The 15273-nt window shown below is 40.4% G+C and carries 10 protein-coding genes and 2 pseudogenes; 5 read left to right on the top strand and 7 right to left on the bottom strand.

The window, feature by feature from the left end; genetic code table 11:
* Nucleotides 1-497 precede the first annotated feature (497 nt).
* The 3 genes from H735_RS04285 to H735_RS04275 are packed head-to-tail and all read left to right on the top strand — an operon-like array spanning nucleotide 498 to nucleotide 5025.
* Entirely contained in the window at nucleotides 498-1928 is a 1431-nt protein-coding gene (locus H735_RS04285; RefSeq protein WP_020197479.1) for an ABC-three component system protein, read from the top strand.
* Nucleotides 1925-2638 carry an ABC-three component system middle component 1 gene (locus H735_RS04280; protein ID WP_020197478.1) on the top strand — a complete coding sequence of 238 codons (714 nt, stop codon included), beginning with the start codon at nucleotides 1925-1927 and terminating at the stop codon, nucleotides 2636-2638. Before H735_RS04285 ends, H735_RS04280 begins: the two co-directional genes overlap by 4 nt.
* Complete coding sequence (locus tag H735_RS04275) at nucleotides 2635-5025, top strand: AAA family ATPase (protein WP_027726811.1); 2391 nt, start codon at nucleotides 2635-2637, stop codon at nucleotides 5023-5025. Before H735_RS04280 ends, H735_RS04275 begins: the two co-directional genes overlap by 4 nt.
* 284 nt (nucleotides 5026-5309) lie before the next feature.
* On the opposite strand, the gene H735_RS04270 is transcribed toward H735_RS04275, so the two are convergent.
* Nucleotides 5310-6119: a hypothetical protein gene (locus H735_RS04270; protein WP_020197476.1), complete on the bottom strand. Its 810-nt coding sequence runs from the start codon at nucleotides 6117-6119 to the stop codon at nucleotides 5310-5312.
* A 615-nt stretch (nucleotides 6120-6734) separates the two neighbouring features.
* Between H735_RS04270 and H735_RS04265 the strand changes: the two genes are divergently transcribed.
* Entirely contained in the window at nucleotides 6735-7346 is a 612-nt protein-coding gene (locus tag H735_RS04265; RefSeq protein ID WP_152447673.1) for a hypothetical protein, read from the top strand.
* Between the two features lie 455 nt (nucleotides 7347-7801).
* On the opposite strand, the pseudogene H735_RS04260 reads toward H735_RS04265, so the two are convergent.
* The 5 genes and pseudogenes from H735_RS04260 to H735_RS04240 form a co-directional block, all read right to left on the bottom strand.
* Nucleotides 7802-8188 (bottom strand): annotated as a pseudogene (locus tag H735_RS04260) (DUF3360 family protein); the annotation flags it as partial.
* Nucleotides 8189-8604: 416 nt separating this feature from the next.
* Nucleotides 8605-9222, bottom strand: coding sequence for a protein-methionine-sulfoxide reductase heme-binding subunit MsrQ (msrQ, locus tag H735_RS04255; RefSeq protein ID WP_020197473.1), 618 nt, complete (start codon nucleotides 9220-9222; stop codon nucleotides 8605-8607).
* Nucleotides 9219-10223, bottom strand: a complete 1005-nt coding sequence (msrP, locus tag H735_RS04250; protein ID WP_020197472.1) for a protein-methionine-sulfoxide reductase catalytic subunit MsrP — start codon at nucleotides 10221-10223, stop codon at nucleotides 9219-9221. Before msrP ends, msrQ begins: the two co-directional genes overlap by 4 nt.
* Before the next feature lie 173 nt (nucleotides 10224-10396).
* Nucleotides 10397-11332 (bottom strand): DMT family transporter, encoded by a 936-nt coding sequence (locus H735_RS04245; protein WP_020197471.1) that lies wholly within the window; start codon nucleotides 11330-11332, stop codon nucleotides 10397-10399.
* A 98-nt stretch (nucleotides 11333-11430) separates the two neighbouring features.
* Nucleotides 11431-12144, bottom strand: a pseudogene (locus tag H735_RS04240) (helix-turn-helix domain-containing protein).
* A gap of 198 nt (nucleotides 12145-12342) precedes the next feature.
* On the opposite strand from H735_RS04240, the gene H735_RS04235 reads away from it, so the two are divergent.
* A complete protein-coding gene (locus tag H735_RS04235) occupies nucleotides 12343-13710 on the top strand; it encodes an MATE family efflux transporter (RefSeq protein WP_020197468.1) in 1368 nt (455 codons plus the stop codon).
* Nucleotides 13711-13820: 110 nt separating this feature from the next.
* Here H735_RS04235 and H735_RS04230 read toward each other — a convergent pair whose 3' ends face one another.
* The gene (locus tag H735_RS04230) at nucleotides 13821-14987 is read right to left on the bottom strand and encodes a hypothetical protein (protein WP_020197467.1); all 1167 of its coding nucleotides are present in this window, start codon (nucleotides 14985-14987) and stop codon (nucleotides 13821-13823) included.
* Between the last annotated feature and the right edge of the window lie 286 nt (nucleotides 14988-15273).

Genomic DNA, 15273 nt, shown 5'->3' with positions numbered 1-15273 from the left:
GGGACATACTGTATCTGGTTAACCGCCCAAAAGGAATGAGACATAAATGAGTCAAAATGTCACATTGTGCGCCCAATTATCGATCAGCTCGTTGATGGACATTATCGTGTTAATGATATTGCACTGACACAACCATATTGGGTTAGAAAACTCATCTGTAGTAGCAAGTGAATTTAGCCACCTGATTAGATGAGTTAAGATACGTCTCGCACAACAAGTCATGAGATTACATCGCTAGAAGCCAAAGATCTGTTCATAAGGACCTCTAGACTCTAACCTACTGAAGCAATGGCATTTTTAGTACGCACATTTTCGTAATATAGGAGCTAAATCAAGTATTGAAATATGCGTCCTGTGTTATATTCGACAACTAGTTCTCGTGGTTACATGTGTAGCGGTTGTAGAGTCATTGGTTTCACAGCCAAAAGAATCCAGCTGTCAACAAGATACTATCCACTAGAAATGAGATTCATACAATGTGATATAGGAGTCCTTAGATGGCTTTTGATGCATCGCCTTCTTGGAGCGGGTTTAACTATCAAGGCAAGGTTGCTCTTTACTACACTTTACTGCAAATCAACGCATTACCAGTACAAACTGATTTATCAAAGCTGAGCTTGGTGTTAGAAGACAATGAGGACTTTGAGGTACGTGACAATGGTACTTTTGTTTCTTTTCATCAAGTGAAAGCCTACAACACCTCCTCATACAGCAAATATTCGGATGCCCTGCTGGAGATTACTTTAGAACTATCAAAAAACCCAAATGTTTTGGGGAAGATCCATACTTGGAAGCAAATTAATCCGAAGGCAAGTTTTACTTGTATAATCGACTCGTTGAGAGATGATATTCAATCGATAATAGACCAATATAGAGGGGCAAACCCTAAAGTCGGCAACACTATCATTGAAAAGGCTATATCTGACGCTCCTAGCAGACCAAAGCCCGCAGCAATCATTAGATCAGCATTTCCTAGTGACTCGGCAACAGATATATGTTCCACGTTAACTGACATAGTTCTAAACCAAAACAATGCGATTTCACGTTTAGAGGCTTATGTTTACGATGACGGCAATAGCTTTTGTGACCTCAATTCTATCAATGAAAAAATAAAATCTGAAATATCGAAATTACTATCATCAAGGAATCTAATAAATACTCAACAACGTGTTGAACAAACATTACATTACTTTTTGGGTATGATGGACAAACATATAATTGATCGACATAAAGCCAAGCAAGGGACTGATAAGATATCTATAAGCTTCGTTGAAATCATTGACGCTGCTATTCAAGATCACGAAGATATAGGACTACATTACTTATCATGCGTTTTCAAAGAACAGTTTGCCCATTTACTTGACGAATACATCAACGATCCTGATTCCTATGAAGAAGTAGATGATAAATGTAACTTAAAAGAAGCCAAAAACATCCTGTTGAATTTAGAACCATTAGAGTTGTGGAATTACTATAGACACTTCTGCCCTCATATAAATCTACAGGAATTGAACAATACCGAAAACGCTTTAAAAGTTGATGAAAATGGCATTCGATTTGTACTAATTAAAATACTCCATGAGTTGGATTACAAGTGCATATCCAATGTAAAAGAAAAGTGTCAAATTACGTATGAAACGACTTCTTTACCAATTAAAAGGTTTATCCCCAGCACAATAATGAATGGGATACCACTTACTCATGTTGAAAAGAAAATAATATTGAATAGCAATATGTGGGAATTTCTATTTGAAGTCGAGAATATTATCTATGATGGCTCTGACATTCATTTATTTTCACCTAAATCAATAACCCATACTGAAGCTCCAATTGGAGATGATGAGGACCCTCGTTCGAAGAGGGATGATATGTTAAGTAATATATCTTTAGTACCAATATCAAACGCAAAGGCTGCACTAAGTTCATGAATAAAATAATAAACATTATCCTCAATAGTAATGGGTATCAGGAGACTGACATACCTCTACATCAAGAGTTAGCGGAACTAAATCTGTTTAAACCTCGCGTGGATAACCATCGGCAAGAATACTTTCTAGTAGTTAAACTTCATGAGCAATCTAATGAGGCTGCAAAACAGTTTCTTGAACATCATACACAGGATTGGTTTGACCAAATCATCATAAGTGGTTTTGTAGGGCAAGAGTTTGAGAAGAACTGCACCCTTATTCTTTGCCATAAAGAAGATCAAGTGAACAGAACCACTATCCTAATGATAGAAGAAGACCAATACAACTTTAAAAAGAATGTGATCACTTATACAGAGGATGAACTAATAGATTTTCAGGACTACATAGATAGAAATCAGTTAAGTTCTTTGAATGAAGAAGTAATTAATAGTGTCATAAATGAAAATGGTGGAATGAGCTTCTTACAATTCAAAAACAACAACAAAACGCAGAAAGACTATTATTCTTTACTATTAAAATCAATCTTAAAGCTACCTTTTATTAGCTACTTACCACAAGAGCAACAATTGGCTAACTTAATTGATGATATAGAACTATCGCTTTCCCCTAGCCAGTTAAGTATATATAAGAACCTAACCGAAAATTCCGAGTCATGGGAAGAAGACACCATAGAAGAAAAAGTTGAAGGTATATGGGGGGCAAGCTCGTGATTAAACTTAGTAAAGTTACTTTCACTAATTTCAAAATATTTGGAGAAGACCCCTATACCATTAACTTTGCGGATCAACGCCTCATATTGCTCGATGGTCCTAATGGTTACGGAAAGACCTCGGTATTCGATGGTATTGAACTCGGCTTGACTGGAAACTTAACACGTCTTATATCACTTGAGGGGCGTCAGAACCCTTCAGACATTGTTGTCGCTCATCAAGGCCGAGATAATGTAAAGATTGAACTAGAGTTTAGTGATAATGAAGGGAGTACCAGAACTTTTATCAGGCAACTAAAACGAACTATACCAAATAGTGCAAAGAAAATTTCTAGATTTCAAGAGCTATGGGATATATATGAAATTGTTGATGGCGCTTTTATTCCTTCTAATCAGAATCAACTAGATAGATATTTTCAAAGTAGTGACTTTAAACGTGATTTTTTACTCTTTCACTACGTTCAACAAGAAGAGACTTCAAGGTTCCTCAAGTCAAAGAACGAAACACAACGAGCAGAAGAACTTGCTCAACTGTTTGGTAACACGCGTGATGCCGATGAAAAACTAAAGAAATTAGTCGAAATACTAGGAAAAATAACGGCTCGGAAACGAAAAAAATCCGCTCAAATTGAGCAACTTAAAACACGTTACAACATTGATGCGGAAACTAGTGCACAAACTGAAGGTTTGGAAGCTCACTTTTTTATTTTACCTTGGCTTCAGGAGAGCAAAGACTTCGCATTTTGGGATGCTGAAAACATTCCAGACCTAAATGAAGAAAAGTTAAACAATGCTCTTAAGGAAATCGAATATCTTAAAGATTTCTTAACACATAAGAACTTCTTCTTTCGCAATCTACGATTTGAAAACGCTATAGCGCAAAAAGAAGTTATCCAACTGTATATTGGGTATGTGAATAGCATTAGTAACTATGATAGGTATGTTCAAAAGTCAAATGAGAACGGTATAATTAGGAGTTTTCTACTTGAACTGAACTCGAATAGTTTAGAAAAGATAGCAGTAAATGAAAATATTAATGTCATTCTAGAACTATTAGCATTCAAAGATATTGAAACTTTCAAGTATCAGCTCGATGAACTGATCAAGTTGGAGAAAAAATCTGTTGGCTTGAACTCGATATACTCTGAACTAGTTACCCATCATAAAGCTATGCAAAGTGGTTTAAGTAACGTGCCTGAGGAATCTGCTTGCATGTTATGTGGTCATGACTATAAGAGCCACACAGCTCTCAGTGATGCTATTGCCAAACATGGTGACTTACTTAAACAAGAGTTGACTGGGCAAGACAAAGCTCTAATCAAGGCGAGAGAAGAATTTAATGCTAAGTTCGTTCTACCTTTAGTTCAAATGTGTTCTGATTACATCGAACAAAACCCTTCTCCGTCTCAGGAGGAGCTACTCGCGTTATCAAAAGCACGCAACTTGGAGAGCAGATTCAATAGTCTGCGAGAATGGCTTCTGAAAGAAGGTATACAGTTTGATGACCTATTAGCGTCTTCTTTCCCTGTATCAGGCGGTAGCAATTATATAAGGGAAGCTTCTAACCTTTTATCTGAACGTATCCGTTCTGTTGTTGGCACTGCCCCGGAAGGTTATTACGAATCGAATGTGAACGGTGTTTTCGACCGTATCTATGTTGACTATTTTCAGTCTAAGCAGGCTCGAACAGCTGAGATACAAGAAGAACAATTGGAGAGTAAAAAACGATATATTAAAGGGCTATACTTTAGCTCACTGAAAGAAGTGGCAGAAAAACTCGCCAAGTTAATAAGTACTAAAGCTTTACTCGATAAAGCTGAGGTTGAAGTGAATGATCTTGTAGGGGTCGTCAAGACTAAAATTAAACAGTACAGAAAAAAGCTAATAACAGAAATTGAGATTCCATTCTATATCTACTCAGGAAAGATTCTTCAATCTCACCAAGCAGGTCTAGGGCATGGGATATTCATAAAAGATCCTACAGGCAACGAAGAGCTTAAAAACGTCCGGTTGGTGTCTAACTGGGAAAGTGACCATGATATTCTAAATACGATGAGCTCTGGACAGATCTCGGCAATAGTCATATCTCTAACATTAGCTTTGCACAAAGTATACTCTTCTCGGTTTTCTAGTGTACTGATAGATGATCCTGTCCAAACTATGGATGACATTAACATGTCGTCCCTAGTCGAGGTTCTAAGAAATGACTTTAAGGATAGACAGGTGATTTTATCAACGCATGAGGATAAAGTTGCTCGATACTTCACTTACAAGTATTTAAAGCACAATGAGAGTGTCAAAATCGTCAACTTGATGCAGAGGAAAGAATTTATCCCAACAAATCGTTTTAGATACAGAAATGTTGAATTGAAACCTCATGCCGAATAAGCCAGCATAGCCTTAAAACTGAAGGGTAATTCGAGTTTAGATTACCCTTCTATTGATGAACCCTAGCCAACTGATGCTGAAAAACAACTATCTGAGCACATTCGCTATACTTCTGGGCAAACCTTGAACAGTATAATGACAAAAGGATAGACACTTTAATAGTGTTCACCAATTAATAAACTCTGTCAAAAATGCACTGTTAAAACTTGTATTTTTCACTAACACACTTGGGAGCATTTTCGAGCTACAAAATTCCAAAGGTAGCCGTCAATCTTAAGCAGTTGTTAAGTGGACTTTCGAACGATTTCAACTCTTTCTGACTCGATATACAAAGACAATGCTTTAGCCACTGACACAAATTGTTGCTCAGATAATATCTTCAAATGTTTAAATTTTTTACCAGTCTTCTTTGGTCGCTCCGGATAAAGCCTAGTTAAGCGATTTAATTTAAAGTCATGACAAATATTTAGAGATGGTTCTTTGCAGCAAATGATAAAAAATACGACCTTGCCAATAACTAATGTAGTGACTTGTGTATTCCTATGCAGCCCATCTAGTTCATTTGGTGCGTCTGGGTGTGTTTTTAGAAAAGCGGTCTCTCGACTATACAGTGCGGTAGTATCTAAGCTATGCCTTGCGGCATAAACTCGATAGTGTTTAGGAAAGCCTCGATTACGCTCGAACAAGTGGCATTCCTCTTTGCTCGTTACAACAGATTCATTATCGGTTTGCTCTGCGACTATGTTTTTCATAACTAGCCAAGTAACTAGCTCTTTTAAATCATTATTTGTAAGAAATTTATCACAATCACCAAAAGCTTCCAATAAGATAGGCTTAACACTTTCTTCAATAGAACTCATCCAACCGCCATTGCAGGTACGACAAACAACTCGATATTTTTTAGTCATTACATCGCCAGAGCGCACATTCATTTTAAATTTGTTGTCCACGGTATTGCCTAACCCGTAAGCTGCACCTTCTTGGTATTTAGCATCCGCATCTTTTTCAGTTAGTTTATTCAACCAATTTGGCCAAAGATGTTCTTTTGACATCCCACCTTGGTTACCACAGAAAATACATTCTTTTTGTGCCATAAAGCCTCTCGTGCACTTAACATTTTTAATAATAGGCTATCTGTTTTTTCTACCTGCCTAACTTTCGATTAACTTATCATAAACCACTAAAATTTAGAGAAAAAATGTAAAAAGCGCCAGCGTGCTATAACTTTTTAATAGTGCGTCTTATCCAAAATATGAAAATCAATCAAAATTTGGCATTAGATTTTGTAGGAAAGCCCAAACACCTAGGTTCTGTAGAATATTTAATCTAGCTCACTTTGAAGCAGAACCGATTTAGGACAACTTGTTAGCTCTAGTCACACCGAGCGAACGAAACTGACAAATAGCATTTAGACTAAATCACCTTAAAGCAACAGTTAACCTTTGATAGCCTTCATTTCTTTTTTCAACTGATACAGTGGCAGTTCCTTAGTTCCTTCGCTTGCTTGCCTAATTGTACAATGATTGTACGCTTGAGGATGTACGCAGTAGACAATTGAGACTTCCTAGGCTATCCTCCGCGTCGGTTAGGCGCCTCCCTGCTGCAATTGGGAAAAGTCTTTTATCTGTTCATTTCCTTTTTTGGCTAGAACTCAAGCAGCATGTGTTACGACTGAAACTTGTTGTATGCCTAGAAATGCGAAAAACATCATGTTTACGACCGATGAAATCTATGCTGGGATCAAGCGCCTTGCTCAAACCAGCCCCGTCGAGAACCTAACTCATTGTCAAACTATTGATTACCATATCAAAACCTTAGGTTTTGACAATCGACACCACCTAAAATCTTACTTAAATAGCCTAAGCAGAGAGAGTGTTCACAATATCGCTACAAAGCTTTTCAAAGAAATATCTACGCTTAGCTCACCGACTCTCGATTGCTCTTACTATGTGTTGTGGCACTCACCTGATTTTCCCACTTACGAAGGGGTTAATTTAGGTGCAATAGACGAGTTTATTGGCTTTGATAAAAATTTCCTTGACGTATGTGTACCTCAGCCTATCGATGGAAAGCACTATGCACAACTGCTTCGAGAGGGTACTTACTCCGGAAAAAACGAAACCGTGTATATCATCGAAACTCACAAATTACTTAAGTTATGGCTCGAACATGAGTGGGGTGGATACGCTATAATTTCTTCTGATGTTATGCAATCTTCTTTATCATGCCTACTTGACTTAGAAAAATATGTTGTTGAAGATTTTTGTCCTGAAAAAGCTCAAAAAGTTATTGATATGCAACTAACTCGATTCTGGAGTTGAATGCTCTCACTTTGATTGCAGCCTTTCTAAATTAGGGCTGCATTCATGACCGAGTCAATGGAAGCTCTTCGAGCTAGAAAATCATAAAATAATGAGTGTACTTGTACGAATCCAAGTATGGGTTCTTCTATGCTATCACCGCTATATTGCATTGACCTTTCTTTAACTCATATCAACAAGCCTCATACTCTGCTTGCATTTCTTAATGGTTAAACTGTTCAAAGAGGTATACTGATAGGTTCACTCGAACTGTGTGGGCGTTAGACTAGTATTTGCGAATCATTTTTATGACTTTTTCTACGGAATAGCTTGATAAGGACGTTTTTATGACAAAAACTATGACAAAGTGACTTTTTTATGGAAAGTCATAAAAAAATCGTTGTTGAAGTCTTATGGTGTAAGGGTTTAAGTGGAAAGTGAGAAAATTAGGACAAAAAAATCTTGCACATTGCTTCAAGGTTTGCGGTCGGTAATAGAAAACCTGAGAAAAGAATAATGAAAACAGAGGCGATGAGCAGTTCATAACGAACGTTTTCTAAAATAAAGCCTTCATTCAACCCTAGCGCCCCAGCAAAGGTTGCTGCGATCGCCCCCACCATAACGACTTTACCAATGGTCGCAGCCATCGCTGGAATGGTGTCTTCTACCTCAAAACGATAATCTTTAAACGGTAAATTGGGACGCCAACGTTTAGGCGCCATGATTTGCAACTCGTGCTCTAAATATTGTTCTCGGGACTCAAATTCCGAGCTAGGTTTATGTTGTTGTTCATAAGTGAGTTCATCCTCACTGGCTTTAGGCTTATCTGTTCCAATATGTACGGACTCTAAAGTGCTGCTCATTGTGATTCCTTTCGTTCACACTCTAAGGTGTGTTTTTCCAACCAACGTTGTTTACTCACTAAACGAAGATTAAGCGAGTCGTTGTCTATAAATTCTCTGCTACAAGAACTCGATGACTGATCTTTATGAACTCTTAAAATTCAGTTGCTAGTACCTTATACCAAACGAAAAAATACAAATAGTCTCAGGTAGTTAGACATTAGTCGTAGGGTTCAGGCTAATGGTATGAGCGTTGCCGTGGGATTGGATAGAACTACCCTAAGGTCTTTGGCGAGAGCGAACGGAAGGTGTGGAAGCGTGGTGAGCCAACAGCAACAGAAAGCTTGGGTTAGCGGCAATTTATCTAATTAAGAAAGGGGCTCACGTAGCCCCTTTTAGTCTGTCGCTTCATTTATCGCAATTAGTCTAACAGCGTATCAACTGGATAACATTTTTCGAAACACTCGCTGCTTCAATGTCTTCCAGCGCACCAGCAACAAACCAATGGCGATTAAGATATAAATCGTTGGCTCTGCTACCTCTGACTTCACCGACCAATAGAAATGAATCGGCGCCAGTATCGCGGCCAAGTAAACCCAGTTATGCAGCTTTTGCCATTTAGGCCCCATCTTGCGTTGAATGGATTGAGTCGAAGTCACCGCCAGAAGTAACAAGATCACCCACACTGCTGCACCAACGGTCAAATAAGGGCGTTTGACGATTTCAGAGGCAAGTAAACTCCAATCTAATCCTAAATCGAGCACAGCAAAAGCAACCAAATGAAGCACTGCCCAGAAAAAGCTGTAGAGCCCGAGCAATCTCCTAACTCGAACTAACAATCCCTGCTTGGTCCAACGCGCAAGTGGAGAAACTAACAAGGTAATAAACAGCGTATTCAGCGCGCTAATACCTGTGTAATGGATAATGCCTTGAACAGGGTCGCCACCTAAGTTGTCGGTATTAATCGCAATAACCAGTAGACCTAAAAAGCCTAAAGAGACAAGATGGATAAGGACCTTAAGCGCAATGATGTGTTTTGGCGTCAGCTTTCTCAATAGAACTTCCTCAGATCCATATTCTTATAGAGATGTGCCACCTCTTCCTCGTAGCCGTTGAACATCAATGTTGGCTGTCTACGAGTGCTGAGCACACTGCCCTCACCGATGAAGCGCTCGCTTGCTTGGCTCCAGCGTGGATGGTCGACATTCGGATTCACATTGGCATAAAAACCGTATTCATTTGGCGCTAAACGATTCCACGTTGTTGGCGGCTCTCGGTCGGTTAAACGAATTCGAACAATAGACTTGATGCTTTTGAATCCGTACTTCCAAGGTACAACTAGGCGAAGTGGCGCACCGTTTTGTGGTGCAAGCGTCTTACCGTATAAACCCACAGAAATCAGCGCGAGCGGGTTCATTGCTTCATCGAGGCGAAGCCCTTCGACGTAAGGATATTCAATACTGCTAAAGGAGCCTTGGGCCGGGAACTGTTTTGGATCGTAGAGAGTTTCAAAAGCCACGTATTTCGCGCTACTTTTTGGGTCCGCCATTTTGATGATGTCAGCTAGAGGAAAACCAATCCACGGAATGTTCATTGACCATGCTTCGACACAACGTAAGCGATAGATTCGCTCTTCTAGTGTGAACTTGTTAAAGATGTCATCGTAGTCGAGCTTAATTGGGTTATTCACCAAGCCATCGACCTCAACTGTCCATGGGTCAGACACGAACTCAGAAGAGTTTTTCGCGGGATCAGACTTATCGGTACCAAACTCATAGAAGTTATTGTATTTCAAAACTTTACTTTCAGGAGTAAGAGAAAGATCCGCTTGGTATTGTTGTGGCTTTGCCGCGTTAAGGTCAATTCGATTGTCTGAGACTGGCTTTTCCTTTGACGAGAAGATATCCAAAATACCCGCTTGTGCATTCGCAGCGAGTGGCATACCGACAACCGCAATGCCAAGCTTTTTCAGTATTTCACGACGTTCCTTGTAAACGGACTCTGGCGTCGCTTCGTTTTCAGATAAAGCCCAGCGATGATTCTTCTTAATCCACATAATCTTCCCCGAATGTGTTCATACTTTTAGTAAATAGCGAACTGGTAATACGTTGATTAAGACAGACCGTAGCAATGGCAGTTCTATTTCATTGAAAACGAAAAACCGATATGCATACGAGTTGCCGCTTTTCATCGATGTCCGTTAGTTTGGGAACCTTATTCGCGAGGAAATCATGTCATCTGTTTTGGTTTGTTCGCCTCTTTATCTAAGGTTTGAAGAATCAGGCATACACCAATCAATCCAACGCCAATCCAACCAGAGACAGCAATCTTCTCCCCAACAATCCAAACCGCCAACACCGCCGCAACAACAGGTTCAAATAACGTGAGAAGGTTTGCACTGCTAACATCAACGTGCCTTAATCCATAACCATACGCGAAATAACCTAAACACATTGGAACGATCGCCATATAGACTGAAACAGAAGCGTTCGTGACGCCGGTGAATAGGTTCTCTCCGGTAAACGCTAAGCTAGGCAATAACAACATAGCACCACCAGCAAAGATACTACCTAACGCCGCTTGGGATTTGATTCCGCTATCAATCATTCGCTTGGCGACCCACGAATAAATGGCGTAACTTAACCCTGCTATTAGTCCCAAAACGATGCCAAATAGATAAGAGGTTTGGTCTGATTCAACCACCCCACCCGATTTCGCCATGACTAACATCATGATGCCCACCACACCAAATACAAAACTCACCCACCATTGAACAGAAACGCGCTTACCTTTGCTAAAAAGACACTCCATTAAAACAGTAAAGAAAGGCGCACTGGCAATTGAGATAACGGTACCAACGGCAACACCAGAAAGCTTCATCGACGGGTAAAACGCCAAAGGATATACAGCTAATGCAACACTACTTATTGCTAACGCTAACTTAAACAGCAAAATCTGATGGAGTTGATGACGGATGCTACGCCAAGATAACATTGCTTGAATAACACCACCAAAGCCCATAGCAAAAGCGCCAATGGCTAACGGACTGACTTGATGAGCAAAACTCGCGGCTGTGCCTGTCGTTCCCCACAACAAAGAAGCGAACAAGATCGCCAGTGCGCCCGCTTGATATTGGCTTGTCGATTGAATCGCAACAGATGACATGCTTTATTTCTCTATAATGATTTTCCATAGAGAAAAGGATACGTTGATTAAGAAGACATAACTTTGCAGAAAGGACGCAACAATCGTTTAATGAGACGTTATTGACGGACTAGCTCGCGTGGCGACAAACCAAAATGAATTGAAAAGCGACGACTGAACGCAGATAAATCGGTGTACCCGACCCGCTCGGCAATCAGTTGAACTGGTAAGTCGGTATGCGTGAGCAAAGCTTTGGCTTTTTCCATTCGCAACTCGGTGATGTACTGCAATGTGCTGACGCCAAGGCTCTCTTTAAATCGCTTTTTAAATTGAGTCGGGCTCAAACAAGCTATCTTAGCCAACTCATCGATAGACAAAGCCGTATCCATGTTTTCAGCAATATGGCTTTGTACTGCTCGAATCCTTGGGTCAACAGGCTATGCGTGAGTTTGCTGCTCTAAAAGCATCGAGAACACATTCAAAATCGAGCTCTCTAACCCACTATCAACTTGGTGCTGCAACTGTTTTTCTACAAAATGAAGATAGCTTAACAGTGGTGGCGTAACAGAAAACACTGCCAATTGTTCCGTAAGAAAGTGCTCTGGCAAAACGTCCAAGTCCGCGACAATAAAACGCGCCATTTCATCGGCTTTGAATCCATGCTCAGTGCCAGCAGGAATCACGACACACTCACCGACGGTGACCTTACCGACAAAGTTTGTCATCTCAATCGCAATATTGCCGTGGATTGGCAGCACCAATTGATGATAATCCCCGTGTGAATGGCTCTGTAATTGCTTGGTATAAGCTCGAATACTGAGGCTGTTTTTCATATCAGATTAGCTAACGAATACGGTTATTTTCAGAAAGATACGTTGAGTATAACCAGACGAACACACAACACAAATACGCTGGCTGATTTGGATTATTAACCAAATCTAAAAACTGATTTAGGGATTAGCCCTCTTATCATTAACAATCGCAACTCTATACTGGCACTGTTCCCGAACTTTCGAATCAAGAGCCTTGTGATGATAGCGATTTCCTCGACCTTAAAATCCGTTCTCGAAAAAACACTGCCGCTGACTGTCGGCCTTTTTGCGATCATGTCAGTACAACTGATCGACGCAGTGTTTATCGGCATGCTTGGCGTGAACGAGCTAACTGTGCAAGGTATCACCATGCCGTTCCAAGCTGGCTTCATTGGCATTCAAGTCGGCATTGGTGTCGCAGCAACGTCGATCATCTCACATGCTTTTGGTGCAAATAATACGCAACGCGCGACAAACATCGCTTCACTTGCGTTGCTAGTCGGCAGCGCTTTTATCGCACTGATTGGACTTGCGTTGTGGTTGATGGAGCAGAGCGTGTTCTCTGCGTTTGTCTCTGTGAAAGACAGCGGTGCACAATATCAACAGCTCGAAACGTTATTTGGTCAGTTCTGGGGCCTATGGTTGTTAAGCGCACTATCCAGTGCCGTGCTGTATTTGATGACCTGTGTTTATCGTGCTAACGGTGATACTAAAGTCACTGGTTCAGTCTTTGTTATCGCAAGCCTTATCAACCTCGTGCTCGATCCGATCTTTATGTTCGTTCTAAACATGGGGATTGCGGGTGCTGCATTAGCATCGATGCTTGGCTTTGCCATCAGCGCGAGTTACATGATGCACAAAGCTAAAGGTCGACAATGGTTCGCACCTTTCTCTTCGGCTTTAGCTAGCAAAGACGATGTCGCGCTGCTGATCAAAACCACGATTCCAACCATGATGAATCAGATATTACCGTCAGTCAGTGCTTTCGTGACAGTTATGTTCATCGCTCATCTTGGTACTAACGAAATCGCATTTTGGAGTTTATTAAACCGAGTAGAAAGCTTCTTGCTGATCTTCACTCTGGCACTCACCATGTCTTTGCCGCCGATGATTGGCCGCGAACTTGGTGCGGAACGTTTTGATTCAATCCAAGCGCTCGTTCAATCAGCGTCTCGCTTTGTGATTTTGTTCCACTTGGCCATCGCAACTTTGTTAGTGGTGAGTTTACCAATCGTTGTTCCTCTACTATCGGCGGACGACACAATGCAAGACTGGTTAAAGCTAGCACTTTGGGTGATTCCGTTTAGCTACGGCCCTTTAGGTTTGTGTATGGTTGTGACTTCCATCTTCAACGCATTAGGTAAACCAAAAACTGCCCTATTCGTTTGCTTTGTAAGATTGGTGGTTCTATACATCCCAGCGATTGCCATTGGTTCGTTACAGGGTGACATTTTTACTATCGTCATCGCGGCGACAATTGCTAACGTTCTAGCAGGCTTGTTTGTATGGTTACAGTTAACAAGTTATGTAAAACAAAACTTGTCTGCGACTCAAGCGTCGATGTTGGAAGTGGAAGCAGTGAAGTAATAACGAATTTTGGATTAGAAAGATAAACGCCCATACTTTTGAATAAGTGTGGGCGTTTTTGTTTTTGGCGCCGTACCTAGGGGGATGAGGTCATTACTCTTCTGCGTACTTTATAAAACCGGCACGTGATGCGCTTCCACTTTGGTTTTGTGAATGTGGCTCATCTTATGGGTATTAACGAAGTCTGTTCCGCTCCTAAAGCCCGTTTTCACTTTAGTAGTGAGTACTGCAATGTTGTTGCCAAAGACAACGTCCGTGTGACGAGCATATTCGCATTCTGTAGTCTTAACGCCTCGCTCAGCAAATCCCTGCTCCATCTTACGAGAGTAAGTAACGAAGTCCGCTGGCGTGATTTTTTCGTCTAATTTCGAGTTGCTTGTTACTGCGCTGATTACATCTGCCGGTGACAACGATTTATCGAGGCTTTCTAACACCTCTACTGCTTTCTTGGGATGTACCGTTGGTGGCCTTTGACAGGTATACATTTCGTAGAGGTACTCAACAACCGTCTCAATATCCTCTTTATTGTGTCCACCCATCAAATAACTTCCGTTACCTACCGCACCGCCAGAAAACTTGCTCTCACCATTGAGGTGCTTAGCTAAATTACCATCGGGCTTGATGCTGACACCGATATCGAAGAAGTAATCTCCGGCATTTAAAGCCAGTAAAGAGACCATATTCTTTACAAAAGCTGGGCTACCGTGATTGATGCTTGCCTCATACAATTCCGTCATCTTCTCGGCAATGACTGGCGTCTCCATGTTTTTCTTCTTCAGCAATTCATTCACTGAAACGAACTTAACATTATCCGGAAGCTCGACGCGTGAGTCGTAACAAGTTCGCCCTTTAGTACGTCTATCAACATATATAACGTGTTTTACCTTTGGGGTAATTTTGGCATTACTAATGACGTTCAGTAGACCATGTTCCTTTTCAACACTTGGAATAATATTGTCTTCACCACTTTCTGCTTTTGTATTAACCCAACAATAAGCAACGGTCTTGGTTGGTAGCTTGGAAAAATTCGGTTTCGCGCACAACAAAGAACTGAGTCCACTCTTTTTCTTATTTTCTTTTAATGGTGTTAGCGCTACGTCGGTGTTTTCGTTGCTGCGTTCAGCAATGACTCTTTCTCGATTTGCTGCCCAGCGTTTATTGTCTGCTTGTGTCACTTTTAGCTCTTCATTACGAGCTAAACGCTGTTGGGTAGCGCGTTCTTGAACAGTTTGTTGTACTTGTTCTGTGTGGTCACTTGGAGAAGATTGATATCGCATTAAGTTGGCCCTAATTATCAAATGTAAGAATTTGTTACAATATGATAAATTTGACACTTAGAATAAATAGTGGTGATGAAGTAACCGCTCAATAAGATATTATTACTAATTAAAAGCTCATTATGAAGGGGAAAATCACATTATTTTATCTTCTATATAATAGTAATGAGTACGGTAAATACCACTAAATATAAATTATTGTATATTTACTCTAATTTATCATGAGTAATAAATAATTTAGCTCGCAATTAAATAAGTATTATCTAATTTATTTTTCATTAATAAA

Origin of the sequence: Vibrio owensii CAIM 1854 = LMG 25443 (assembly GCF_000817815.1) — a bacterium.
Taxonomy (GTDB): domain Bacteria; phylum Pseudomonadota; class Gammaproteobacteria; order Enterobacterales; family Vibrionaceae; genus Vibrio; species Vibrio owensii.
This window is presented reverse-complemented; position numbering and strand designations above follow the sequence as displayed.

Bases quoted from the DNA above. Each gene is read 5' to 3' on its own strand.
- H735_RS04285 (WP_020197479.1), top strand. From the start codon at position 498: ATGGCTTTTGATGCATCGCCTTCTTGGAGCGGGTTTAACTATCAAGGC.
- H735_RS04280 (WP_020197478.1), top strand. From the start codon at position 1,925: ATGAATAAAATAATAAACATTATCCTCAATAGTAATGGGTATCAGGAG.
- H735_RS04270 (WP_020197476.1), bottom strand. From the start codon at position 6,119: ATGGCACAAAAAGAATGTATTTTCTGTGGTAACCAAGGTGGGATGTCA.
- H735_RS04265 (WP_152447673.1), top strand. From the start codon at position 6,735: ATGTTTACGACCGATGAAATCTATGCTGGGATCAAGCGCCTTGCTCAA.
- msrP (WP_020197472.1), bottom strand. From the start codon at position 10,223: ATGTGGATTAAGAAGAATCATCGCTGGGCTTTATCTGAAAACGAAGCG.
- H735_RS04245 (WP_020197471.1), bottom strand. From the start codon at position 11,332: ATGTCATCTGTTGCGATTCAATCGACAAGCCAATATCAAGCGGGCGCA.
- H735_RS04235 (WP_020197468.1), top strand. From the start codon at position 12,343: ATGATAGCGATTTCCTCGACCTTAAAATCCGTTCTCGAAAAAACACTG.
- H735_RS04230 (WP_020197467.1), bottom strand. From the start codon at position 14,987: ATGCGATATCAATCTTCTCCAAGTGACCACACAGAACAAGTACAACAA.